This is a genomic window from Desulfatibacillum aliphaticivorans DSM 15576 (assembly GCF_000429905.1).
GTDB lineage: Bacteria > Desulfobacterota > Desulfobacteria > Desulfobacterales > Desulfatibacillaceae > Desulfatibacillum > Desulfatibacillum aliphaticivorans.
This window is the reverse complement of sequence record NZ_AUCT01000006.1, coordinates 104,262-126,167: the sequence shown is the minus strand read 5'-3', so window position 1 is coordinate 126,167 and position 21,906 is coordinate 104,262. Positions and strand designations below refer to the sequence as shown.

The following is a 21,906-nucleotide window of genomic DNA, read 5'->3' as shown; positions in this document are numbered from 1 at the left end:
TTTGCCGGATGGAGTTGGATAAATGAAAAACGTATACAAACTTTCGGGAATCGACAAGGGGCATCGCATCGAGTCCCGAGTCCTGGAAGAGCAGATACAACAAGCCGTGGCTTCCGGTGAAAGGAACCTGGAAATCGACGCCGCAGGCCAACACGGCCTGGGCGGCAGACTGTGGAGCGCCGGCGATGAACCCGTTAACATCACCATAACCGGGTCCCCGGGACAACGCCTGGGCTCCATGGGATTCCCCAATACCCGCATCACCGTCAAAGGCCCGGCCTCAGACGATACGGGCTGGCTGAACGCCGGCGCCGAAATCGCCGTTCTTGGACACGCCACCAACGGAACCGCCAACGCCATGGCCCAGGGCAAGGTGTTTATCGGCGGCAACATCGGCTCCCGCGGCATGACCATGACCAAGGCCAATCCCCGCTTTGCCCCGCCCGAATTGTGGGTGCTTGGCTCCGTGGGCGACTATTTTGCGGAATTCATGGCCGGCGGCGTAGCCGTGGTTTGCGGTTACGACCCCCAAAATCCCGAAAACGTGCTGGGATACCGCCCCTGCGTGGGCATGGTGCGCGGCCAGGTTTTCGTGCGCGGGCCTTTCAAGGGATTCTCCCAGGCCGACGCCAGCCTCGTCCCTATTGACGAGGAAACCCAGGACTGGCTCTTCACCAACCTCAAAAACTTCCTGGAAAGAATCGAAAAACCCGAGCTTTACGACAAACTGGCCAGGATCGAAGACTGGCAGCTTATCGTGGCCAAAACGCCCATGCAAAAATCCGCGACTCCCCGCATGTCCATGAAGGATTTCGCGAAAAACGTATGGGAAAGCGAACTGGGCGCAGGCGGCCTGGTGGGCGACCTGGTCAAGGTGGAGCGGGACCCCATTCCCGTGGTCGCAACCGGCGAATTCCGCCGTTTCGTGCCTGTGTGGGAAGATCAGGTGTACGCATCTCCCTGCCAATCCTCCTGTCCTTCGGGCATTCCGGTTCAGCAGCGCTGGGCCATGATCCGTGAGGGCAGAGTGGACGAAGCCGTGGATATGGCGCTCAACTTCACGCCCTTCCCGGCCACGGTTTGCGGCTATTTGTGCCCCAACCTGTGCATGCAGGCTTGTACGCGCAACCTGTCCGGCATGGCGCCCATTGACGTCAAGGTCCTGGGCAAAGCCAGCATCAACGCCAGCCTGCCCGAGCTTCCGCCCCTTTCCGGCAAGAAAGTGGCCGTTATCGGCGGCGGCGTGGCCGGCATCTCCGCGGCATGGCAGCTTCGCATGGCCGGACACGAAGCCGTCATCTACGACATGGAAAAGAAACTGGGCGGCAAAATGTCCTCGGTCATTCCCAACACCAGAATTCCCAAGGAAGTGATCGACAAGGAACTGGAGCGCATGGCCGAAGCCCTGCCCCACGTCCAGCTTGAAAAGAAACTGGATCAGGCCGACGTGGCCAAACTCCGGGAAGAGCACGAGTTTGTGGTCGTGGCCGCGGGCGCGGGCAAGCCCAAAATGCCGCCTCTGCCCGGCATCGAAAACGCCGCAACCGCCATGGACTTCCTGGGCAAGGCCAAGGCCGGCGACGTCAAGCCCGGCAAGAGCGTGGTGATTATCGGCGCCGGCAACGTGGGCTGCGACGTGGCTACCGAAGCCCATCGCCTGGGCGCAACGGAAATCACGCTTATCGACGTGCAAAAGCCCGCCTCTTTCGGCGAGGAAAGAAAAGCCGCCGAAGAAGCAGGCGCAACCTTCCTGTGGCCGGTATTCACCAAGGAAATCACCGGCAAGGGCGTGGCCCTGACCAACGGCGACTTCCTGGACGCCGACACCGTCGTGGTCGCCATCGGCGACGCCCCGGACACGGCATTTCTGCCCGAAACCGTCAAGACCGTGCGCGGCTTCGTGGAAGTGGACGAAAACTTCCAGACCACGGATTCCAAATTCTTCGCCATCGGCGATATTGTCATGCCCGGACTCCTCACCGACGCCATCGGCGCCGGACGCAGGGCCGCCATGGCCATCACCGCCATCCTGGAAGGCAAAAGGCCCGAGGCCCTGGAAAAGCCCCAGATCGACAAAACCCGCGTGAGCATGGGCTACTTCAATCCCCGCGTCAGGGAATTCGAGGAAGTCAACACCTGCGCCATGGATTGCTCCTCCTGCGGAACATGCCGCGACTGCGGCATCTGCGAGGCCATCTGTCCCCAGGCCGCCATCACCCGCGTGGAAGAGCCCGGCAAGCGCTTTGAGATGGTGGTGGACCCGGAAAAATGCATCGGCTGCGGATTCTGCGCCGGCGCCTGCCCCTGCGGCATCTGGACCCTGGTGGAAAACGATCCCATGGGCTAAATCATTGAATAGCCTGAACGGCTGAACATAGCCGTTTATCAGAACATAAAAACCCCCGACGGAAATTCCTCCCGCCGGGGGTTATTTATTTGTCGGCATTAGATCATCCACCAATGTTATCAGGAATCCTACCTCCTGTTCTTAACATGCGTTTTTACCACGGAAAAATCGGAGTGCACGGAACTCAAGATTCAGCAAAAAATGTCGGGTCGCTACGCTTTGACCTCCCAGTTTTTAAACTCAGATGAGGCAAGACAGCGAATTAATAAAACAAATGCATTTGCACAGCTCCGCGTGACCCGACCTACATAACATCTTGAAATATTGTTAATTTGTAGGTCGGGTCACGCGGAGCTATCCTGAAAAAATTGTAAATCCGGAGGCGCCTGATCCATCAAAGACGATATCGAGTCCTGAGGCTTAGTGCGCAGCGACCCGACAAAAAATTTGGGGGAAACCATTTCTTCCCGTTTAAAATCGCGTTTAAAACGGGTAGTATAGTTAATCGTCCTCATTCAATGACCCCAGGAGATCTTCAACGGAGTCAACCTTCGTCAGATCGCCGCGCCGGGCGGCTTCCATGGCCTCAATGGTTTCTTGATTGGGGATGAGGGGCTCAAAAGGCAATGCCTTTTCATAGGCGATGCGGTTCATCAGCATGCGTATGACGGCGGAGGGAGTCAGGCCGATAGCAGCCAGGACGGCGGCGGCGGCCTCCTTCACATCCTTGTCCACCCTTGCCTGAACCAGGGCGTCCTTGGTCTGTTTTCCAGGGGCTTGAACTATTTTTTCCATGCAGCGCCTCCTTTCCTGTATGACAATGTAATACAAAATCATACACAAATCAAGGTTCTGGCATCAAGCACAGACCAGTCCTCCTTTCTTTGAAGGACGTTGTTCCTCCCGGACGACCAAACTAAGCAGGGCAAGCCCTGAAACTACGCTGCGTTGAGAAGGTCTATGATCAGGAATGGCGCCTCGCCCTCCCCCGGTCTCCCTGGCGGATTTCCTGACTCTTAAAATTCGAACGTCGATTTGATCCCATTTCTTATTCATTGCCAGAGTTGAACGAAGCGGGAGGTCAATTCCTCGTCGTCGAATTGGGCGAGGGCGGATTGAATTTTGGCGGCGAGCTGCTCGTTGGCGCTGTAAATCGAAAGCTCCTCAATGATGAATAGCGCAATATTCCTGTCGCCTTCGGAAATGACGTCAATCAGCCAGTCAAAGGCTTTTTCGCTGCGATGCAATACGGCGCCTCGCAGCAAAACCAAATCCTGCTCCCTTTTGTAAGGCTCATTCTCCCAAAGCTCCTGCAATATTTCCAGAGCTTCGTCGGTCTTGGATTCTCCCAAAGACAAGGCCAGGGATTCTCGCAACACAAGGTCCATGTCGTCCTGAAAAAAGCCGTGGACGAATTCCTTGGAATCCTGGGGAGCAAGCTGCAGCAGCCCGGCCAGGGCTTCGCTGGCGACGTCGGGGTTGGGGTCCCCCAACAGGGCCTTGAATCGCAGCAGGGCTTCGGCTCCTAAAGGCTGGGTGATTGCTATGGCGCGCACCGCGCCTATTCTGGCCTGATCCTCGGGATCGTTCAAAAGCGCCGCCAACTCCACAAGAGCCCTGGGATAGGAGGCGCTGGCCAATCCCATGGCGCAACTCACGCGGACGTCCACGGCGGTATCCGTAAAATCATTCCATATAGGCTCAAGCTGGCGGTATTTCAGTCCTTCAATGAAAAAAACGACATCCTGACAGTTGATCGCCGCCAAGGCCCGTACAATGGCTTCCTTGGCCCGGCAATTGGGGTCCTTCTTGACGGGATTAGCCAAAAATCTATTATAGGCCTTGATGAGATCGGGTTCCAGGTCCTCAAACAGGTATTCTTCGCAGAACTTTGCCGCCAGGGCGACGACTAATTGATGCTTGTCTTTAAGCGCCTCCCGCACCTTCTTGCGGATTTCGTCGGGATCGCCCTCCCGGCGCTCCTCCCTCAAAATTTTCAATCGGATTTCAACCGGATCCTGCTTGCGCGCCATAACAATCGTTTCCCTCGCTTAACTATTGCGCCGCCTGAAAACCCGCTTCATTCATTGCATTCACCTCATAGGCCATGGCGGCGGCGTTTAATGGAGCGTCCTGATCGTCCAAAAAGCCGCCTTTGGCCGGCGCGGCGATGCTGGCCCAATCCGCCTCAAAGTCCAGAAAGTCGTCCTCAAGCTCCTCAATCAGCGCTTGTTTGACATCCTCCTTGGCAAAGGCGGTTTCCAGGGCGTTGAAGGACATTCGCCTCATTTCTTCATGGGTGATGTCCGAGTTTTGGACGGCCACCATGCATTCGTTGCATATGTCGGTGATGAACATGCCTTCGTCGTCCGTGGACAGGGAGATGGGCAGGCCCAGGCGCAGATAGTCCAGGAAGGGATGCTCCGCCCAATCGGTAATGACCCGAAGGCGGTAGTTGCTGTAGAGGTTTATCTCCACCGGAAGGCGGCGCACCAGCCTTGCATATTCCAGGGTCAGGGGATCCTGATCCATGAGCACGCCGTGCCCCACCCGTTCCGCGCCCAGGATCATGGCGTCCCGTACATTATGCACCAGGCCCAGTTCTCCAGCGTGCATGGTGCGGTGCATGCTGATGCGCCCTTTCAGGACGGCTTCCAGAACGGGTATGTAGATGTTCTGGCCTGTGTCCAGAGCCGGCGTGTTGGTTTCGTTGGCCAACAGGTCGATGCCCACAAGAACGTCGCACGGATGGACTTCCACAAGGTCGATAAAAGCCTGGGCCCAGGCGGTGTTGGTGTTATAGGGCAAGGTGCGCACAAAGGCGGAGTTCCAACGCACGGTAACGCCTGTCCGGGCCAGCCAGTCATCCGCCCAGACTTCCAACTGGTCGAAAGTATCCGCGTCAGGCCACATGACGCTGGTGAACTCCACATAAGAGACGTTCTGGGCTGCGGCCCGCTCCAGGAAATCCAGGTAGGTTTTTTCCTCCACCCAATCCACCTTATCGGGGTCGGAATCCAAAATATCGCTGATGGAAAAGAGCGCTTCAAAACGCATGAAGTCATGGGTGGGGGGATCTTCCGGCAAAAGGAACAGGGCCTGGATGGCTTCCTTTTCAGCCTCGGAAAAATCCAGATAGGCTTTGACCGGAAGGTTTTCCAAAAAGGCTATTTCATCATCATAGAGCATGGTCAGAACGCCGTCATTGGCTGTCAGTAAAAGCGTCGGGCCGTCGATGACCGGGTTCACCTCTTCCAATATTTCCTTGATCGTTTGGGCGTTTCGCGTTCCTCCGGGATGAATGTGGAGCATGCCGCCCTTGGGCAATTGATAGCAATATTGCTCCACAAGGTCCTTGTCGCCGCGAATCAGGTCAAGATCCAGGCTTGTTTTCGCCAGGGCCTCCAGCCGGCTTTGCGCGATGACGGCCTCCTGACGCTGGATAAGCGCCTCCATGTCGGCATCCGTCAGGGCGAGGCCCTCTTCCGGAGTCAGCCAGGCCTCCCATTCCTCCCTGGAAACCTTCACGCTTTTCCGCGCCGTCATCCTGTCAAGGATTTTCTCCTGCGCCTCATCATAGAGCGCAAATTGATGCTGCAGCTTGTCGGACAGGGTGAGGGCGCCGGGATACGTGATTTTATCATCGTCGGTGCATCCGTAAAAAAGGGTTAAACAGGCAATAAATACAGAAAGAACGATGGACCTGCGGATCGATTTCATGGGCGCTTCATCCACGGGGGCCGATTCAATAAGGAACGCCCCCTGATAGGAGATTATGAATTTGCTTGAATGCGTTTTCGGGTGCGGCAAAGCCAATGATGAATACTATTTTATGCGGATATAATCAAGACGCCATCGTCCAAGCCTATTAAGACGGCCTATAGGAGCCTCGCTGAGAGCCAAAAGTTGAAGAAAGGGTTGACGCCAGGGTTTAGGGAGAGGGATGATGTTTGACGGCAGATCCCCCCATGGCAACCCCATTAAGCAAAAAAAGCAAGAAAGGCGACCCCATGAAAACAAAATTGACCGAAATGCTGGGAATCAAATATCCGATCGTCTGCGGCGGCATGATGCGCCTGGCCTACCCGCCACTGTGCGCGGCCATATCCAACGCCGGAGGCCTGGGCAACCTCACGGCCGCCATGTACAAAGACAAAAAGGACTTCACGGCGGCCATCCGCCAAGTGCGGGAGTTGACGGACAAGCCCTTTATGGTGAACGTCACCCTGCTGCCGAGCATCGGCATAGACAACAAACAGTATCACGCCTATTTTGAGGCCTGCGCGGAAGAAAAAGTCACGGTCATGGAGATCGCCGGCGCCCCGTTGAATCGCTTTGAGGACGGCGTGTGGTTCAAGCTGCTGAAAGACGCCGGAGTCAAGATCTTCCACAAGGTCGGCTCGGTGCGGCACGGCAAGCACGCTGCCAAAGCAGGATATGACGGAGTCATCGCCGCCGGCGTGGAGGAAGGCGGCCACCCCCTGAACGAGAATGTGGCGACCACGGTCCTGACCCCGCGCATGGCCGAGGAGGTGGACGTCCCCGTGATTACGGCCGGTGGCATGGTGAACGGCCGAAGCCTGGCCGCCGCCCTCTGCCTGGGCGCTGACGGCATTCTCATGGCCACGCGTTTTGTCGCCACCAAAGAATGCCAGGTGCATGAGAAAGTCTATCAGGAATTGATCAACCGCCAGGAAAACGACACTGTCCTGTACGGGAACTCCATCGGGCTCCAGGGGCGGGCGCTCATGAACGAATCCATCGCCAAGGTCCTGGAAATCGAAGCCAGGGGCGGAGGGCTTGAGGAAATTCTGCCCCATATCTCGGGCATCTATGGGGACGACATCTGGCGGGAAGGCAAAATGGACACAGGCCTCATCCCGGTCGGCCAGTCCATCGGCCTGATTCACGAAGTGCTTACCTGCAAGGAGCTGCTGGACGGCATGGTTTCCGAGGCCAAGGAAATCATGACAAAAAACCTGAACGCGTTTGATTAGGCGGGGCTTTAAAACATAGGCGCAAGCGAAAGCATTAGGTTCCAAGGTATCCCTTAACGGGAATGAACGAAAAACAGAGCCAACGCCGCCAGTCCGAATTGCTGGATTTCGTTACGAATTTTTGGTTTTTCAACTCGTTTGACAAGACGCGCATTCTTATATCGAGCTGTGTCAAACAGGCATTCATATTCCAAGGTAATTCCACAATAGCACTGGGTCCCGGCTTGCGGGACGGTCTTGAAAAGACAGACCGCCCCTGGCCGGGATGACGATCTATGCCGCCGCCGATGATAATGGACGCGCCAGCGCAGTAGGAGCGGCCTTTGAGGGGATAGAAACCATCAATCTCCTGCGGACGAAAGCCCTACCCACAAACAAAAGCATGGATTCAACCAAATCCATACGTCCGCCAACCATACCCTCTTTCCATATTTTTTCCCGGCCGCACCTTTTGTTCTTACGAACCCAGGCAAAAAAAGCCTTACCTGGGCCACCCTACGCAGGCCGCGGCCGCTCTCCGTCATCCCCGTGGAGGGAAGGCGCCAGGATAACTGCTTTTTTTGCAATCATCATGACGCATTCCCGGAAACGGTGACCCAGCCTCGTCCTGTCATTTTAACGAAGTGAATCTTGAATTTGCATCGCACCCTCGAAATCCTGCTTACCTTCAACATGCCTGATCAAGGCTTGGCGCCAACCATTTTTCATCGCCCCCGTAAAAAGCGCTTGATCCCACTATATGGAATAGGTAATAATTAAATATTGTTCATATAGGCTCCTGTTTGAGGAGCCGTTTGCCTGCAATCGGACCATGGCGGACGCCTTCTTTGGCGGCCCGCAAGACGGCGTAAAACCAGGCGACGCGTTTTTTCCATTCTCCCCCCTGTTTCCACGCCTTCATTCTGCACGCGCCTGCTTGATAATTGGAATCCACCCATAGCCCAAGAGGCCTCGGCCATGAAATTGCTCCGATTCATCGCCTATGACCCCATTTTGGAACACATCCTCAAGGCGCCCAAGCTGACCTTGACAGCGGTGATGGTGTTGACCGTTATTCTGGGCCTGGGCTTGTTTCGCCTCCAATTGAAGACATCCCTCCACGACCTTGTGATTCGCGACCTGCCCGAAACCGCATATTACGAGGAGACAACCAAACTATTCGGCGAGCAGCAGGTCATCCAGGTGGTCGCCAAAGGGGAAAACGTCCTGGCGCCCGAGACATTCGCCCATTTGGAACGGCTGGACAAACGATTGTCCCGGATTCCGGGCGTAGAAAGAACCATCTCCCTGCCTTCGGCCCTGCGGGAAATGGCGGCGACCGGCATGACCCTGGATAAATTCAAGGACATCATAGGACCAATCAAGCTGTTCGATTCCCAATTGATAAGCCGGGATCAAAAGGTTGCGGGCCTGACCCTGGTGTTGGACGATTCCCGAAATCCGGAGGAACTGGTGGACCGGGTTACGGCCATTTTAAAAGACGAGGAAAACGGCCTGTCCCTGTACTCCGTGGGTATGCCCAACGTATCCCTGGCTTTGGGCAGGTACACCCAGCAGGATTTTTTCCGGCTGCCGCCCATCACTTACGGGGTGATCGCCGTCCTGCTGCTGATTTTGTTTAGAAGCGTGCAAGGCGTGCTCTTCCCCCTTTCCAGCATTACCCTGGCTCTGGTCTGGACCATCGGACTCATGGGCTGGACCGGCACGGCCCTGTCCATGCTCACCATGATCACGCCGGTTTTCCTGATCGCCGTGGGCACGGCTTATTGCCTGCATTTTGTCACGGCCTACGCCCGTGCCGTTGAGGAGGGTTGTACAGCCGAGGAAGCCGCCCGAAGGGTTTGCGGCGATCTGCGCCTGCCCACGTCCCTTGCCGTGGGAACCACCATCGTAGGCCTGGGGTCCCTTGTGGTGAACCGAATTGACGCCATTCGGGATTTCGCCTTGTTCTCCTGCGTGGGCATGTTTTTTCTGCTGATCATCCTGTTAACCTGGCTGCCGGCCCTGATTGCAGCCTATCCGTCCCCCGAGGCCTCCCAACGGGAGCGGAAAAAGGATTTGGTCGACCGTTTTTTACAGGGCGTCATCCACCTGAACCTGCATCATCAAAAAAAGCTGTTCGCCTTTTTCATCATCATGGCCGTGGCGGGTCTGATCGGCGTTTTCAAAATCCGGGTGGAAACCAATCCCTGCCGGTATTTCCGGGCCGATGCGCCGGTGCTGCAAAATTTTCACGCCGTATACAAAGACTTGTGCGGCAGCTTTCCGGTCAACGTGGTGGTGCGGACCGACGTCCCGGATTTTTTTGAAGATCCCGAAAACCTGGCCAAACTGGCCGGTTTGTCAGACGCTTTAGTCGGCCTGGACAAGGTGGATAAAGCCGTTTCCGTGGCCGACTACCTGCGTCTGGCCCATTACGCCTCCAACCAATACGAGGACGACGCCTACGTGCTGCCGGAGCAAGGCTACATGGTGCGTATGGACATAAACACCATGAAAACCATGATCGGCGGCGAGACCCTGGCCCGGTTCGTCACCCAGGATTTTTCGTCAGCCAATATTTTGCTTCTGACTCATATTTCCGGGTCCAGCGACTTCTTGAACGGCAAACGCGACATGGAGGCAATCTGCCGCCAATTCTTCGGGCCGGAGGCGGTCTGCCGCGCCACCGGATTCGGGATCGTCATTTCCGCAACCAGTAATCTGGTCACCCAAGGCCAGGTGAAAAGCCTGTCCATCACCATGGTTCTGATTTTCGGCATGATGTTCCTGCTGTTTCTGTCCTTCAAAGCAGGAGCGACGGCCATCCTGCCCAACATGTTTCCCATCATCATGAACTTCGGAATCATGGGCTGGATGGGCGTGGAATTGTCCCTGGTCACCAGCCTCATCGCCAGCATCGCCATCGGTCTGGCCGTGGACGACACCATCCATTATCTGTTTCATTATAACGACGAATTCAAAAAAGACCTGGACGAAAAACGCGCCCTGGCCGAGACCCTGGCGACCATCGGCCGGCCCATCGTGTTCACCACGTTGACCATCGGCCTGGGCTTTTCCGTGCTGGTGTTCTCGGGATTCCGGCCCACGGCCCTGTTCGGCGTCATGATGGTCCTGACCATGATGGCAGCTCTCGTGGGAGACCTGATCCTGCTGCCGACCCTCATGCTCCATGTGCCCATCGTCACCCTGTGGGACGTCATAAGGCTGCGCATGGGCCGCACTCCAGACCAGGGCATGCCCATCTTCAAAGGGCTCAGCCGGCACCAGATCCATTATGTGCTCCTGGCCGGAAGCCTGCGCAATATGGCGCCCGGCGAGATTCTTTTCCGCAAGGGAGACCCCAGCGCGTCCATGTACGCCATCCTGTCCGGCAATATGGAGGTGCTGGACAGCGGACAGGCCGGGGAAACCACGTCCTTCCGAAAACGCATGCACGTGGCCCTGCTTCCCGCCGGTGAAATCGTGGGGGAAATGGGGCTGGTGCGCAAGGCGCCCCGGTCCGCCACGGTGGTTGCCGGCGACGGCGTGGAAGTCCTGGAAATCAGCCGCAAGATGATCCGGCGCCTCCAATGGCTGTATCCTCCCGCCGCCTACAGGCTATGCTTCAACCTCATGGGAATCCTGGCAGACCGCCTGGAGGCCACCACCCACAGCCTGGCAAAAGCCGGCCTGTTGGACGACGCCACCGGCCTGCCCGGGCAGGACGCGTTCCTTATGGAGCTTTCCAAGGAAGGGGAGCGGTCCAAGCGATTCGGGTATCAGGTGGGCGTGGGAATTTTGGAACTGCAGGAGCCGGAGCAGGCGCCCGCTTCCGTGGATCTGGCGGATCAAATGCTGGAAAAAACCGGCAGGCTTCTCACCAAAATGCTGCCCAAACACGCGGTCCTGGCCCGCCTGGACGACCGCCAATTCGGCGTGCTGGTCTCGGACCGGGACGAATGCACCCTGGAAGACGCGTGCCAGGATATGTTCACGGCGGTGAAGGAGGCCTGCGAGGCCGGAGTCTCGGGCTGGCGCCCGGGCGTTGCCATGGGGTTTGTCGTGTCCGGCGATACAGGGGCGGGCTCGGGCGGCGGCATGCTGTTCAAGGCCCTGGACGCCCTGAAATCCGGCAAGGCCAACGGCGGCAAGCCGTTTATTCAAAGAGTGTGAGCCACATTTTGATATAGCCGGGCTTTAGTCCCAAATTGCCATAATAATCGTAAAAATTATGAATCCACACACAAAACCGCTGATCGTGAAAGTGGAAGCCAATTTTGCAAAGGTTGAAGACAACAACACATCACCAATGCTAAAATGCAGTTCACCGCTAAATAGGGACCTCCACACCGAACTCCAGATCCGCTCATCGTTAGCATTGAAAAAAAAGCCTCTGACTAACAAGGAGGAAAGGATCGCCGAAGGAAGAAAACACACAAATATAAAAATGGTGTAATAAGCGCCTCTATGTTTGCCAGCCATGTTCCCCCCAACATGAGTTATGGTATTTGAAAATTTATGCGACAGGATAGGAGACCAACCTGCCTGAACCATGCTGCGTCCCATGCCTACCCCTTGGCGGAAGGAACTATGAGATTCGAAAACTTGGCAGCAATGAGTTTTTTTCTCTCCTCAATGAAATTCTCAAACTGATCCATTTCCCACAAAGCGGAGTTTTTGGGTATCAGATGCCTGTCTAAATATGCATCATCCTTATCTGCGAACCAATCCTTGGGAAGAGTATCCCACTTCCCTCCCGGTCCGTTTTCATCCCGGCTCAAGAGCATGCAGTTCGCAAGTTGATTTCGATCCGGTTCATAGTACTTCATCCGCATCCTTCCGGTTTCCGGATTCACTTCTTTTACCGCCTTGAGTGCACACTGAGGAAAAATATGATCCACCTGAAGCATATTGTTTTGGTAAGCTGGCGTATAGTTAATTCCCTGATACCAGATATTAAACAGCAAATGGATGGTTTTGGAGCCGTATCCCATTTGCCAAAACCGGTCTTCAGTCAATTCCAGACTTCGACCCTGGGAACGAATCAATGCGAAGATTTCATCAAGATCAAAGGCTTGAGATATTTTGATTCTCTTATCCAAAGCATCCAAAAGCCGGTCAGCCTGTCCGCTGAAAGCCCCAACCAGTGAACAACGCAAAAGGTAGGCGTCGATGCCCTTGGCCGTTTTCCATGCTTTAGGAAAATGATACCGTAAAATAACAAGCGGCATCAAAACGAGGTAACTGGGAAGAGCCTTGTCACACTGAATGAAGGTCTTGCCTCTAACAAAGTCCAAGACATCCATGACTGCATCTGCAATCCGACTCCATTTTTCCTCAATTTCTTCCCTAACCCCCTCTCTCCGAAACTTGCTAACCTCATACCTTGCCCCTTGCCCCAATAACAGGAGGCAGGTTTTAAGGATAAAATCCCGGTCAAAAGCAAATCCATGCCTGTTTAAGGTCTCCAGCAGGTCTTCCATGGACTTGTCCGCAACTTCCCAACTTGCAGTAAGTAGAGAAAACAATAAGTCAGATTTACCCAGCACCGTCCCGCCTGAGTTGGCGCGAATGAAGACCTCCACGACATCGTCTTCTTTGTAGAGGTCTGGATTATCAATACTATCCAATTCCTGATAGGTAATGGCCTCATCCATTTTAAACGTTTTATCCACAAGGTCCAGGTGATCCTCTATCTTGTCAAGCTCCTGGCTATCAAGTTCCCGCCCGGCCGCATCTTCCAAGTCTTTGAGGATCACTCTTTTCTTTCTTTCTGTGAAAACAAGGGTTTTAAAATTAACCCATGGAAAAGCAATGGCATCGGGCTCAATAAACTTAAATTCATATTTGATGTCATCCGGCGCAGCAATTTCACCGCTTAAAATATTCAGGCAAAGCTCCTTACTATTAAAACTTCCGCAAAGACCAATGAAAAGGCTTTGCAATCGTTGCTGTCCGTCCAAGACCAGACACTTTTTCGCCTCGTCTTCATTGACATAAAAAATGCTCAGACGAGGACGAAGCGAATCCTGCCAGTTATCGATGAACTTTCTACGGCGAATTTTATTTGTTGTTTTCCAAACCAACAAAGTGCTGATGGGATATTCACGTAAAATTGAATCAAAAAGCCGGCAAATCTGATCCTCCCCCCACACAAAGGGCCTCTGGATATTGGGAAGCCAGAACCCTCCGTCTTCTTCCTTGTTATTCAAAAAACCAACGATCTTTCGAATGGTTTGCCTTCGATTTTTCATTCACTCGCTCCTTTTTTGCTCCTTATAGCCCCACCCGTTGCATTCCGCCCAGTGAGCTAATCATCTTTTTTTAAATCAATACGTTGAATTTTACGCGCGCCGATTTTAAGAAGGATTGAAACATTGGATATCATAATTCATTTTTAACAGCAAGAAAAATGAAATTTTATGATTATATGATGTACATAATTGCGTTTAAATCAATCAGTTTGACAAAAAAAGAACAACATCCTTTGGTCTATCCCAAGGGAGAACTTGCTTTCCCGGGCGTTGCCATGGGCTTCGTTGTGTCCGGCGATTCAGGGGCGGGCTCGGGCGGCGGCATGCTGTTCAAGGCCCTGGACGCCCTGAAATCCGGCAAGGCCAGCGGCGGCAAACCCTTTATTCAAAAAATTTAGGAGGTTGAACGCGAGTTACTCTGTCTTTTGGGCAGGCACGGGGGCCTGCCGCTACATATTTATTTATCTATTTCGGTTTATGAAACAATGTAGGCGCGCCCTTCTGTTTGCGCCTTCCAGGCATGCAAGACAAGGGAAAACTTAGGTTCCATCAGGGTCCCGTCAGGCATAGGCCCTGTATAACTCAGGCAGGATTTCCGCCAGATTGTTGTATTCCTGGGCGCAGTGCATGGCCATGGATCGGCCGATATTTTTAGGGATGGCGATCTTCCTGATTAACTTGGTGTTGGCCAGCCTGTTAACGGGCGAATTTTCATTATCGCCGTATACCAGGATTTTCTTGCCGATCCAGAACCGGCTGCGCATTTCCACGCCCTCGTCCACATTCCGCACAAAATGGCACATCAAGGTGTGCTGCTTGACATGCTTGCTTTTGGAGCCCACAAGCCCGCAAAAGACCGTTGCAACGCCCGCTTTTTCAAAGCGAGACTCGTCAAAGCCAAAATCGGAAGGCCGCACAAACTTGATGGACAAGGTCTCGGCGCCAGCGCCAACGTCTTCCCTGGGAAAATTGGCGGTATTCCAGTATCGTTCCGCGTACGGACCGCTTCGTTTGGAGTATTCTTCAAGGTCCGCGTCCAGGCTGACGCTGAAATGGGCCTGGGGGAACCAGATTTTGTAGCGCAGGGATTGCATGGGATGCCACCAGAACCACCAATCCAGCATATCGCCCGTCACCTTGGGCATTTCCGTTTTTACGGCCACATAGACGCTGCCGTCCGGCATGTTGCAGAAGCCGGTTTCTATATCCAGATAACCCGGACTCAGCAGGGCGTTGATATCCTCCAAAGGCAATACCAAAGCATGAGAATGCGGCCCTTTTTCGATTGCCCGAAGGGTTTCCGCGGGAATCCCGGCTGGCTTGCGCCTGAAATATTCAGCGTAGGGCTCCTTTTGCTCGGAAGTGCTCATTTTTTACTCTGCTGCCGCCATTGGTTGGCTTCCTGATTTACCGTCGGAGTTATGAGAAGAAATCCTTTGATGGATACCATATTCCTTAATTTTTCAAAAGACGATAGCTGACTATGAGATAATGACGCAATGCAGCCTTAAAGCTAGCAGCGCTTTGTATCGAGTGGCCCAGGCAGCGCTGTTTGCCGCCGTGTCGCTTTAGCAACACAAGGCGCGGCCGGGAAAAATTGCAGGAATCGGGGATGGTCGGCGGCGGATGGCGCCGGTTAGAAACTCGTTCCCATGCTTCGCGTGGGAATGCATATATAACTATTTGAAATTTAATAGTTATTTTTGTTCTGTAAATTTTATCTGTTTTAGATACGCTTTCCTTTCGCCAACAATCCATGGAATCCACAACCTGACGGGTCGAACTACATGCGCTGGCGCGCACTGGCAGGATACTGCTCTGCCAGTGCTACCCTTGATCGGTAAGGGCGCAATAATGTCTTAAGATGATACATTTTACACGGACCGCCGGCCTTCATTGGTTTCCAACGAATCTTCCAGGCTGCTCTACATACGGTCACGCTTTTTCTTTACAATTATCATACAGACAAGGCCGATCAGGTGTGGTACGAAAATCCCCGGTTAAATTTGCGGGAGACATTTGAAGGAGGCAAAAAAATGAAAAAAACGGAATATCGCAAGCTGGTATCTACATGCATGACCTTCGCCTTTGCGGGCGTGGGATTGACCGGGCTCATCGCCGTGTTTGGATTTCGGGGAAAATGGATGGACATCCACCTGATGTTCGGCCTGTTTTTCCTGGTCGCGGCGGGATTGCACGTGCAAATCAACTGGCCGATTCTGATGAAGCATCTGCAGTCCGGCCCCAAGGACGCAAATACCATGCTCACGCCCATGACCATTGCCGCGGTCATCTCCGTAATCATGCTTCTGATCGGTCTGATGAGCACGCCGTCCAAGGCGTTCCGGGATTTTGACGATCGACCCCATTACGGGCAGGCGGAAAAATCGAACCTGGCCCAGTCCGGGACTTGGAAGCTGGGCCAGGGTTATAGAAGATCCAATTAGGTTGGAATCCGAATGGCTCAGGGCGTCCAGAACTGCCCGATGCTGTTCAGCACCTGCACGCCGTCTTCGGTGACGGCAACCATATTTTCCAGGCGAACCCCTCCCCAGTGGGGAATGTAAATTCCCGGCTCCACGGTGAAAACCATGCCGGGTTGGAGTTCCACACTGGCCAGGGGGCTCACCCTGGGGGCCTCATGTACAGCCAGGCCCACGCCGTGCCCCAGGCCGTGGCCGAACTTTCCGCCGTAGCCCGCTTCTTCGATGTGCTTGCGGGCGATGTTGTCCACATCCCGGGAGTTGATCCCCGGCCTCACCGCCTGGGTCGCCATGGTCTGCGCTTCCAGAACGGTTTGAAAAATCTTTTTCATCTCGTCGTCCTTGGGAACTCCCAGGACCGTGGTGCGGGAGATGTCCGAGCAATACCCGTCTTTTTTGCATCCCCAGTCAAAAAGCAAAAACTCCCCTTCACGGACTTCCCGGTCCGATACCCCGTGGTGAGGCAAGGCGCTGTTGGGGCCTGACGCCACAATGCTGGGAAAGGCCAGGCTGTCGCCGCCTGCGCTTCGCATGGCTTTTTCCAATTCCCAGGCCAGGGCTTTTTCGGTCATCCCAGGCTCGATCTTGGGCATGAGGCCGGCCAGCGCCTGCTCGGAAATGGCCAGGGCTTTCTGCATGGCGTCGATTTCCGACTGATCCTTGATGACCCGTATCTGCTCCACAAAGTCCGAAGAGGGAACCATGGTCGCCTGGAATTGGGCGTCGTCCAGGGATTCTACTATTTTCTGATAAATCAGGTAAGACAGGCGCACCTGTTCAAAGCCCAGCTTTTTGGTTTCGAACATGCCCAAAATTTCGGGCATGGCCTTGGCCAGCCCTTTTTCATAGGTGTATACCTGACAGTGGGGGCACTCGTTTTCGGCCTGGGTGGTGTAGCGGGAGTCCGTCGCCAGCAGGACTTTATCCTGGTTGACGAACAGGCAGCCGGAGGACTCGTCGAACTGAGAGTCCTCTCCGGTAAAGCCGGAAAGATAGCGCCTGTTTTCTTCGACCATCACCATAAAAGTATCAAAAGGCTGGTCGGCCAACAGTTTTCTTAAAGTTTCAATTCTTTTTTCCATTGCCGCGTTTTAACAACTCCTTGGCGAGATTAGTGTAGTCCAGGGCTCCATAACTCCTTGAACGGAAAAAGACAACCGGTTTTTGCTTCCAGGCGCTTTCCGCTATGGTGGCGTTGGACCGGATGACTGTGTCGAATATCTTGCCTTCAAAACGTTCATCAGCTTGCAGCAATTCCATAATGCCCCGGCTGACCCGGGTGCGCGGATCGTAAAAAGTGGGAACCAGCCCGGTGATATTAAGGTCCGGGTTGATGTTTTCGCGAACCAGTTCGATGGTGTCCAGAAGATCGTCCAGGGCTTTTAAGGCGTAAGGATGGGTCTGGCAGGGGATGAGCACCTCCTTGGCGAAGGTGAACACGTTGATGGTCAAAAGCGACAGGCTGGGCGGCGTGTCCAACAGGATGAAGTCGTAATCCTTTTCCAGGGGGCGCAGGCGTTTAAGCCGATTTTCCCGGCCCGGCTGATCCATCAGCTCCGCCTCGGCGCCCGCCAAATCCACGTGGGACGGCACAAGGCCAAGGCCAGCCCATTTCGTGGCGACCACCGCGTCCGCCGGGTCCAGGTCGTCGTCGCCCACCATAACCTCGTAGGTGGTGAGTGCATCCTCGTCCAGTTCCACGCCCAATCCGTGGGTGGCGTTGAACTGGGGATCCATGTCCACGATCAAAACCTTTTTGTCCTGCTTGGAAAGGGCCGCTCCCAGGTTGATGACCGTCGCCGTTTTGCCCACACCGCCCTTTTCGTTGACTACTGCAATGACTCGAGCCTGCTGTGCACTCATATTCGACCCCCTCGTGATAGAAAGTTAAACATTATGTTTAAATTACAGGCCTGTCAGCTTGCCGGCCGAGGCCAGTTTATCGGCGATTTCCTTTCTTCGCGTCTCCATGGAAGCGAGAATCTCCCGGGCCTGCTCTTTAGCGGCCTGGGTTTCGTTCACCAGCCCTGCGCTTTGGTCCATGCCTTCCACAAAAATCTTCAGACGGTCCGAAAGGTCTTCCTGCAGGGTGACGGCGGAAAGATCCAGGAGTTTAAACATGTACTGAAACTTCAGGTTCTCCCTGAAATCCATGAAATGCTCCTCCAAGGATTTCCGGGTTTCCTCCTTCATCCGAGCCAGAGCGTGGGCAATGGCTTTGGAATCGTTCCGATCCAGAGGCTTGGACTCCTTGTTGAAAATCCGCTTGAGAAAAGACCCGGCGCTGTAGGCGCTTTTCCGCATGATCGCCTCGGTCCTCACCCGGGCCGAATACCGCATGGCCGCAGTCAGACCGGGAACCTGCAAGCCCGCCAGCCTGCGAACCCGGCTTACGTCCAATTGATCCGGGGCGCTCATTTTCTGGTCAGCCAAAACAATGCCCATTTCCCCCAGGGTTTTCTCATACCGGCTCAGGGCGCCGTCCACCATGGTTCCATAGGGGCGGGCGATGTCGTTCACCAACCGGCCGATCTTTGCCTCCTCGTCCTTGACGAACCTGGCCACGGCCGGGTTCAACTGCTCGGCCATATGCCGGTCCACGGCGCGCTTCAAATCCGAAAAGACCGAGTACACGGCGTTGGTGAAGCTGCCGGGCGAAGTTTCCGGCAGGGGAGCCTGATACTGATTGATAAACTCCCACAAATCCGTGACGGCGGGCCCCATGTTGGGATCGAAAAACCGGTCCACGTCCTGCCCCACTTCCAGCCTGGCCTGACGCAGGGCGCCGTCCAGGGTGTTTTTCACCATGGCCCGAATCCGGTCCACGCCTTCCTTTTCAACAGCCATCTGGCGCACCAGCTCTTCGGCCCGGCCAGCGTCCTGGGATACGAAATCCCTGGTGATATTGATCCAGTCCCCTACTCCGGAAGCCATCATGGACGCCCGGTCCACGTGGCTTTTCAAAAGCAGGGCCATGCGGTCGTGGGTAAGCCTTTGGTCCAGGATATCCAAAAAGCGCTTGCTTTCGTAGTCGGAAAACTTGCGCATGTCCGAGTCCAGCTCCCACTGATTCAGTCGGGCCAGGTCCTTGTCGTTCAACTCGTCCTTAATGCCGGAAAACAGGTTGAACAATGAAGAAAAGCAAAAGACCTCGGGATCGGGCCGCAACAGGGCGATTTCGCCCGTGATGCGCTCCAGCAAAGACCGCAGGTCGGCCACGCTTTCGTGCTCGGAAAAATCGCAATTGATGACAAAATAGATGTTGGAGGCCAACCCCATTTTTTTAATGAGCGACAAAAACCGTATGTCCGCCTGACGCACGCCGGTCCGGCTGGAAATCACGTAAATGATGAAATGGGTTTTTAAAAGGTAGTCCTCGATCATGGCCAGATGCAGGGGATTGGGGGAGTCGCTTCCCTGGCAGTCCGCCACTTCCACCTGATCCTCCACGCCCTGGCCCGCGGGCAGGCTGAGGCACACGTCCTTAAGGTATACGGCCAGGGGCTCGTGGCCCACAAAATCCTTGTGGGAGGCGAATTCCCCGGCGCCGAACTCCTTGGACGCAGAAGGAGCGTCCATGAGGTCCTTTATTCTGTCAAAACCCTGGAGATACGAGGAGATGAGCACCGCGTTCATGTTGATGGTTCCCTGGGTGATCAACTGCTCGTCGCCTAAAAGCTCCAAGGCGTGGCCCAGCTTTTCCCGGTCCGTCTGGCGGCGAATGTCGATCTTGCCGTCTGCGCCGCGCCAATCAAAGGAGGGAAACAACACCATGGCCTGCTCGATCTCCGCGTTCACCTCGTCCCAGGTCTTCAGGTACAAGGTGGCGGCAAGGTCCTGACCGTGCCTGATCCGCGTGACAATGCACGTGACCACCCCGGCGCCGCGCTTGACGTAATCGCCGCCGAAAAAAGAGTTTACAAAGGTGCTTTTCCCCGACTTGATGGAACCCACCACAGCCACCCGAAGCACGCCTTCGGCCATCTGGGCTTTCATGGCGTCCAGGGTCTGCCGCCAGCTTTCAAAAGGATTGGTGGATACGCCCGGCAAAGTGACCGCTGTTTCAAACAGCGCGTCCAGATCTCGCCCGGCTTCGACAAGGGCCTGTTTTGCAGTATCAAAAGAATCCATGGAAGCTCTTTCCACAACCTCTTAAAATCAAAATTTAAGGATCAGGGCCGCCGGAAAAATGAATTCCATCCGATGACGTCTCCCCATATCCTCGATTAACATATAAATATGGCATGAATAAGGATCTTTAGCAAGGGCGGCAAAGGAAAAACCGGACGCACAAAACGGAAAAAAACCGCGTTAATGGGGCGCCATTTTTTTACCCATCCTGGCCTCATCAAGCGGCTTGCGCCTCGGGGCCGTTTTGACGACAGTACTGTGCCTTTTCACACTTTTCCTGTTTTATTTCAGCTCTATATCCCAGAGAGACGAGGAAGAACAGTCTTTTGAAGAATCCCGCCTGAAAACCCTGGTGGACCTGAGCGCCATGACCGAAGCGCCTTTGGACGAGATAGTCAAATTTGTTCTGGACGAGGCGGTTCGCCTGAGCAAAAGCCGGATAAAAATGACTAAATGTCCACCACGGTCATGGCCAAAGGCGTAGCGCTGAGCATTTCCCCGCCCGTTGACGTCACCCGGATGGGGCATTCCAGGCGCATGCCGCCGACTCCGGGCACGGTGATGGACAAAAAGCCCACTTCCACGACATTTTCCTCCAAGACGATTTCCGTATAGGGCTCAGCGTTGCCGATGGGCGGATACCACTCATGGCCCAGCACGCCCAGGCCATGGCCGAAAAACGGCACCGTGTACTGGATGTATCCGTCCTTAGTCAGGCTGTCGTTTACGGCGTGCCAAACCGTTCCGATGGTGTTTCCGGCTTTTAAATTGGTTACCAGGGTTTCGGCGGCCCGCAGATAGGCGTCGGCCAGCTTTTGCTGCTCAGGATTAGGCTTTCCCAAAAGGTAGTTATGGGAGAGGTCGGACATGAAAGTGCGGTACGTGGGGTGGAAATCCACGATCATGTTGTCCCCGGCCTGGAGGATTTTGTCCGTAGGCTGAGTGGTGCCGCACATATGGTAGCAGGAGCGGTAGCCCGAAGCCGCCTCGGTGGAGCCGGTCACGGCCCAATGGTATTCGCTGCCAAGCCTGCGAAGCTCCATTTCTCCGATTCCCACGGCTTCGGCTTCGGTCATGCCTACGCAAAGCGCCTTGCGGACTTCTTCAATGGCGCTGTCCGCCATGGCCGTGGCCTGACGCATCAGGACGATTTCCTCGGGATCTTTTACGTATCCGGCCTTGTCCACCACGTCCAGGGCGTTCACAAAGGTCGCTTCGGGCAGGCCTTCCTTGAACAGGTCGTACTCGGTGGAGGTCAAATAGCCTGTGTTTCCCCTGGGGGAATGGCCCAGTTCCACCCCCAGGACGCCTTTTTCCAGGCCCAGTTCCTTGATTTTATAGACCACCATGTCAGGCATATCCATGCCGGGAATGGGGGCGTAGGCGATGATCTCGTCCAGCCAGGACTCCGCCTTGACCCGCTCCTGATCGATCATGAAATTAATCAGGCCCACATATCCGTCTCGGGTGACGATCACGGCGCCCCTCCAGGGCGCGAAGGCTCCTGCGGTAAAAGTAACGCTCACCATGCGGGTGCCTATTAGTGCGTCAATGCCCAGGGCCTGCATTTGCTCGATCATTCTTTTGATGCGGTTGGAATAGTTGACCTGAATATTCATGATAATACTCCTTGTGCAATGGGGGAGAAAGGATGGATCCAAGACCTTGGGCCTTATTACCATCTTCCATCTCGCCAGGCAATATTTTGCTCC

At 54.8% G+C, this 21,906-nt stretch carries 16 protein-coding genes; 6 read left to right on the top strand and 10 right to left on the bottom strand.

What is annotated here, in order from left to right; all coding sequences use genetic code 11:
• The first annotated feature begins 22 nt into the window (after positions 1–22).
• Positions 23–2,347, top strand: coding sequence for an FAD-dependent oxidoreductase (locus G491_RS0106785; protein ID WP_028314038.1), 2,325 nt, complete (start codon positions 23–25; stop codon positions 2,345–2,347).
• Positions 2,348–2,848: 501 nt separating this feature from the next.
• Here G491_RS0106785 and G491_RS0106780 read toward each other — a convergent pair.
• The 3 genes from G491_RS0106780 to G491_RS0106770 all read right to left on the bottom strand — a co-directional run bounded on the left by G491_RS0106780 (position 2,849) and on the right by G491_RS0106770 (position 6,067).
• Positions 2,849–3,142 (bottom strand): type II toxin-antitoxin system RelB/DinJ family antitoxin, encoded by a 294-nt coding sequence (locus tag G491_RS0106780; protein ID WP_035218031.1) that lies wholly within the window; start codon positions 3,140–3,142, stop codon positions 2,849–2,851.
• A 257-nt stretch (positions 3,143–3,399) separates the two neighbouring features.
• On the bottom strand, positions 3,400–4,380 hold the full coding sequence (locus tag G491_RS0106775) for a HEAT repeat domain-containing protein (protein ID WP_028314036.1): 981 nt from the start codon (positions 4,378–4,380) through the stop codon (positions 3,400–3,402).
• A gap of 22 nt (positions 4,381–4,402) precedes the next feature.
• Entirely contained in the window at positions 4,403–6,067 is a 1,665-nt protein-coding gene (locus G491_RS0106770) for an adenosine deaminase family protein (protein WP_028314035.1), read from the bottom strand.
• A gap of 290 nt (positions 6,068–6,357) precedes the next feature.
• On the opposite strand from G491_RS0106770, the gene G491_RS0106765 reads away from it, so the two are divergent.
• Positions 6,358–7,344: an NAD(P)H-dependent flavin oxidoreductase gene (locus G491_RS0106765; RefSeq protein WP_028314034.1), complete on the top strand. Its 987-nt coding sequence runs from the start codon at positions 6,358–6,360 to the stop codon at positions 7,342–7,344.
• Between the two features lie 957 nt (positions 7,345–8,301).
• Positions 8,302–11,499 (top strand): MMPL family transporter, encoded by a 3,198-nt coding sequence (locus G491_RS29745; protein WP_051327081.1) that lies wholly within the window; start codon positions 8,302–8,304, stop codon positions 11,497–11,499.
• 24 nt (positions 11,500–11,523) lie between these two features.
• Here G491_RS29745 and G491_RS0106750 read toward each other — a convergent pair whose 3' ends face one another.
• Both G491_RS0106750 and G491_RS0106745 read right to left on the bottom strand, forming a co-directional pair.
• Positions 11,524–11,892, bottom strand: coding sequence for a hypothetical protein (locus G491_RS0106750; protein ID WP_028314033.1), 369 nt, complete (start codon positions 11,890–11,892; stop codon positions 11,524–11,526).
• Positions 11,893–11,894: 2 nt separating this feature from the next.
• Positions 11,895–13,580 carry a GmrSD restriction endonuclease domain-containing protein gene (locus G491_RS0106745; protein ID WP_028314032.1) on the bottom strand — a complete coding sequence of 562 codons (1,686 nt, stop codon included), beginning with the start codon at positions 13,578–13,580 and terminating at the stop codon, positions 11,895–11,897.
• 275 nt (positions 13,581–13,855) lie between these two features.
• Between G491_RS0106745 and G491_RS36510 the strand changes: the two genes are divergently transcribed.
• Positions 13,856–13,978: a hypothetical protein gene (locus G491_RS36510; protein ID WP_282705979.1), complete on the top strand. Its 123-nt coding sequence runs from the start codon at positions 13,856–13,858 to the stop codon at positions 13,976–13,978.
• Positions 13,979–14,140: 162 nt separating this feature from the next.
• Here the strand turns inward: G491_RS36510 and G491_RS29740 are convergent, their stop codons facing one another.
• Positions 14,141–14,950 (bottom strand): DAPG hydrolase family protein, encoded by an 810-nt coding sequence (locus G491_RS29740; RefSeq protein WP_028314030.1) that lies wholly within the window; start codon positions 14,948–14,950, stop codon positions 14,141–14,143.
• A 666-nt stretch (positions 14,951–15,616) separates the two neighbouring features.
• Here G491_RS29740 and G491_RS0106730 point away from each other — a divergent pair.
• Entirely contained in the window at positions 15,617–16,027 is a 411-nt protein-coding gene (locus tag G491_RS0106730) for a DUF4405 domain-containing protein (protein WP_028314029.1), read from the top strand.
• Between the two features lie 17 nt (positions 16,028–16,044).
• Here the strand turns inward: G491_RS0106730 and G491_RS0106725 are convergent, their stop codons facing one another.
• From G491_RS0106725 to G491_RS0106715, 3 genes are read right to left on the bottom strand one after another with little or no spacing between them, the layout of a single operon-like run.
• A complete protein-coding gene (locus G491_RS0106725) occupies positions 16,045–17,145 on the bottom strand; it encodes an aminopeptidase P family protein (RefSeq protein WP_028314028.1) in 1,101 nt (366 codons plus the stop codon).
• A complete protein-coding gene (locus tag G491_RS0106720) occupies positions 17,129–17,926 on the bottom strand; it encodes a ParA family protein (protein WP_028314027.1) in 798 nt (265 codons plus the stop codon). Before G491_RS0106720 ends, G491_RS0106725 begins: the two co-directional genes overlap by 17 nt.
• A 42-nt stretch (positions 17,927–17,968) precedes the next feature.
• On the bottom strand, positions 17,969–20,194 hold the full coding sequence (locus G491_RS0106715; RefSeq protein ID WP_028314026.1) for a dynamin family protein: 2,226 nt from the start codon (positions 20,192–20,194) through the stop codon (positions 17,969–17,971).
• A 244-nt stretch (positions 20,195–20,438) separates the two neighbouring features.
• On the opposite strand from G491_RS0106715, the gene G491_RS35365 reads away from it, so the two are divergent.
• Positions 20,439–20,678, top strand: a complete 240-nt coding sequence (locus G491_RS35365; RefSeq protein WP_157468061.1) for a hypothetical protein — start codon at positions 20,439–20,441, stop codon at positions 20,676–20,678.
• On the opposite strand, the gene G491_RS0106710 is transcribed toward G491_RS35365, so the two are convergent.
• On the bottom strand, positions 20,644–21,813 hold the full coding sequence (locus G491_RS0106710) for a M24 family metallopeptidase (RefSeq protein ID WP_028314025.1): 1,170 nt from the start codon (positions 21,811–21,813) through the stop codon (positions 20,644–20,646). The genes G491_RS35365 and G491_RS0106710 overlap by 35 nt on opposite strands.
• Between the last annotated feature and the right edge of the window lie 93 nt (positions 21,814–21,906).

Bases quoted from the DNA above. Each gene is read 5' to 3' on its own strand.
- G491_RS0106785 (WP_028314038.1), top strand. From the start codon at position 23: ATGAAAAACGTATACAAACTTTCGGGAATCGACAAGGGGCATCGCATC.
- G491_RS0106780 (WP_035218031.1), bottom strand. From the start codon at position 3,142: ATGGAAAAAATAGTTCAAGCCCCTGGAAAACAGACCAAGGACGCCCTG.
- G491_RS0106775 (WP_028314036.1), bottom strand. From the start codon at position 4,380: ATGGCGCGCAAGCAGGATCCGGTTGAAATCCGATTGAAAATTTTGAGG.
- G491_RS0106770 (WP_028314035.1), bottom strand. From the start codon at position 6,067: ATGAAATCGATCCGCAGGTCCATCGTTCTTTCTGTATTTATTGCCTGT.
- G491_RS0106765 (WP_028314034.1), top strand. From the start codon at position 6,358: ATGAAAACAAAATTGACCGAAATGCTGGGAATCAAATATCCGATCGTC.
- G491_RS29745 (WP_051327081.1), top strand. From the start codon at position 8,302: ATGAAATTGCTCCGATTCATCGCCTATGACCCCATTTTGGAACACATC.
- G491_RS0106750 (WP_028314033.1), bottom strand. From the start codon at position 11,892: ATGGGACGCAGCATGGTTCAGGCAGGTTGGTCTCCTATCCTGTCGCAT.
- G491_RS0106745 (WP_028314032.1), bottom strand. From the start codon at position 13,580: ATGAAAAATCGAAGGCAAACCATTCGAAAGATCGTTGGTTTTTTGAAT.
- G491_RS36510 (WP_282705979.1), top strand. From the start codon at position 13,856: ATGGGCTTCGTTGTGTCCGGCGATTCAGGGGCGGGCTCGGGCGGCGGC.
- G491_RS29740 (WP_028314030.1), bottom strand. From the start codon at position 14,950: ATGAGCACTTCCGAGCAAAAGGAGCCCTACGCTGAATATTTCAGGCGC.
- G491_RS0106730 (WP_028314029.1), top strand. From the start codon at position 15,617: ATGAAAAAAACGGAATATCGCAAGCTGGTATCTACATGCATGACCTTC.
- G491_RS0106725 (WP_028314028.1), bottom strand. From the start codon at position 17,145: ATGGAAAAAAGAATTGAAACTTTAAGAAAACTGTTGGCCGACCAGCCT.
- G491_RS0106720 (WP_028314027.1), bottom strand. From the start codon at position 17,926: ATGAGTGCACAGCAGGCTCGAGTCATTGCAGTAGTCAACGAAAAGGGC.
- G491_RS0106715 (WP_028314026.1), bottom strand. From the start codon at position 20,194: ATGGATTCTTTTGATACTGCAAAACAGGCCCTTGTCGAAGCCGGGCGA.
- G491_RS0106710 (WP_028314025.1), bottom strand. From the start codon at position 21,813: ATGAATATTCAGGTCAACTATTCCAACCGCATCAAAAGAATGATCGAG.